At 67.3% G+C, this 2,265-nt stretch carries 2 protein-coding genes; both read right to left on the reverse strand.

Translation table 11 applies throughout. The features are described 5' to 3' along the window. The coding region (gene istB / locus KBY96_RS16220) for an IS21-like element helper ATPase IstB (protein WP_254980589.1) at nucleotides 1-757 on the reverse strand (757 nt) is incomplete at its 3' end. A gap of 50 nt (nucleotides 758-807) precedes the next feature. Then, nucleotides 808-2,184: an IS21 family transposase gene (istA, locus tag KBY96_RS16225; RefSeq protein ID WP_254980590.1), complete on the reverse strand. Its 1,377-nt coding sequence runs from the start codon at nucleotides 2,182-2,184 to the stop codon at nucleotides 808-810. Nucleotides 2,185-2,265 lie beyond the last annotated feature (81 nt).

Raw genomic sequence — 2,265 nt, forward strand, 5'->3', positions numbered from 1 at the left:
TCCTGATCAGACCGGAGCGGCGTTTCTCGCGCAGGCGGTAGCTGTCGCCCCGCACGGTCAGCACATGGCTGTGGTGCAGCAGGCGATCGAGGATCGCGGTGGCGACGACCTGATCGCCGAACACTTCTCCCCACTCCATGACGGGGCGGTTGGAGGTGATCAGGACGCTGCCGCGCTCGTAACGGCGTGAGATCAGTTGGAAGAACAGGTGTGCCGCATCGGGCTCCAGCGGCAGGTAGCCCAGCTCGTCAATGATCAGCAGCTTGCTCTTGCCGTACTGGCTCAGGCGGGCCTCCAGCGCCGTCTGGTTATGGGCCCGGGCGAGGGTGGAGATCAGCTCCATCGCCGAGACGTACTGCACGGTGTAGCCCTTGCTCACCGCCTCACGCCCCAGAGCGACGGCCAGGTGTGTCTTGCCTACTCCAGGCGGACCGAGCAGCAGCAGGGTGTCGCCGTTGGCCACCCAGCGGCAGGTGGCAAGTTCCCGGATCTGGCCCGGATCGAGCGAGGGCTGGGCCTCGTACTCAAACCCTTCCAGGGTCCGCACGAACGGGAACTTGGCGATGCTCATCGCCATCGCGATTCGCCGCTGGTCCTTGCGGGCGATCTCCGCCGCACACAGCCAGGTCAACGCCTCACGCAGGTTCAGCTCCTTGCGGGCCGCTTCCTCAAGCAGGTTGTCGAGCTGATCCCGAATAGCAGTCAGTCGCAGGCGGCTGAGCATGTCGTCGAGATCCTCGATGGGGACAGGCGGCATCGTGGCCATCGGCTGCAGGCGACGATCTGGTTGACCGGTTTTGGCGGGGCTCATGCCGCCACCTCCTCGCCCACCTCGGTGGCATAGACGGCCAGTGAGCGGGCCAGTTCTGAGCTGCGCATCACGCCGGTCCGCCGCCGCGTTCCGCCCCCACAGGGCGGGGACGCGGCTGAGGCGGACCCAACGCAGCTGGCGCCATCGGCTGAGGGCAGTGACCGTTCGGCCAAGTCCTGCTGCGGCGCTGGCACCAGGCCATCCCAGTGCCCCCGCAGCACGGAGCGATGGCGCCGATTGGCTACCACGCGCTCATGTCGGGCGACGACACGGCCGCCATGGCGGATCAGCACTTGCTGATCCCGCAGCAGAACACTCACCCGCTGCTTGAGCAGCTTCCAGGGGACGCTGTACCAGTTGCCCTCCACCTCGACGCAGGCGTCGTTGTGGACCACCCGCACCAGCTCCCGCTCCGCCAGGAACGACGGCTTATGGGGCAACGGCTGCAGGGCAGCGGCCTCCTCCCGCTGGAAACGCACCAGCGGCTGTTCACCGGTCGTTCCGTGGATGCGAACGTCGGCCACCTCCCGGCTCCAGTGCTCCAGGTGCGCTTCCAGCGCCTGCCAGCTGGCGAACTCCCGGCCGGCCACCGCATTCGTCTTGACGTAGCCGACGCCGCGCTCGTCCTTCCCCTTGGTCCTGGCCCGGTAGGGCCGGCAGGCTTTGGGAAGGAATCCCCAGTAGCGGGCAAAGGCATCGAGCCGTTCGTTGAACACCAGCACCTGGCGAGACGGATCGTGCTCCTTGACCAGGGCACGGGCGTTGTCGAACAACACCTCGGCCGGCACGCCCCGCCAGTGGCGGAAGGCCTCCTCCATCGCCAACAGCCAGTTGACCTGGCGCTCGTGCCGATAGGCCCGCACCACCAGCCGCCGCGAGTAGCCCAGGGTCAGCACGCACAGGTGAACCTTGACCCGTTCACCAGCGATGCGGGCATAGGTCTCACCGAAATCGGCCTGCAGCTGCTTGCCCGGCGGCGTCTCAAACCGGACCGTCGCCAGCGCTGCCGCCCGCAACTCCTGCCGCCAGGGCCCCACCGCCCGCTCCACGGTGCGCAGTGACACGGCGATGCCCTTCTCGCTGGCCAGCTCCTGGCGCACCACATCGGCATTGCCTTTGTGGGCAAGGAACCGCTCCCTGAGCCAGTCGCACTGACCATCGAGAACGCCGATCCGCCGGGGTTTGCCGTAGGCCTCCCAGCCTCCCTGCCGCCGGTACTTACGGACGGTTTCAGGCGAGCAGCCCAGTTCCCTGGCGATCCGCCTGCGGCCCCACCCAGCTGCGGTGAGGCCAAGGATCATCTGGACATCCTCTGGTGTTTCCAATGCCGCATCCCGGGAGCTCTGCTCCAGAGGTGACAGGTCCGCGGTCATGGCGCTGAGCCTGGTCAGTGGCTCGCGGAGGGGGGCCAGATTTCGTGTCGCATCTGGTCCAGTTTTCGCTGTCGCCTGACA

The sequence above is a fragment of the Cyanobium sp. ATX 6A2 genome, assembly GCF_024346355.1.
In the GTDB taxonomy this organism is placed as follows: Bacteria; Cyanobacteriota; Cyanobacteriia; order PCC-6307; family Cyanobiaceae; genus NIES-981.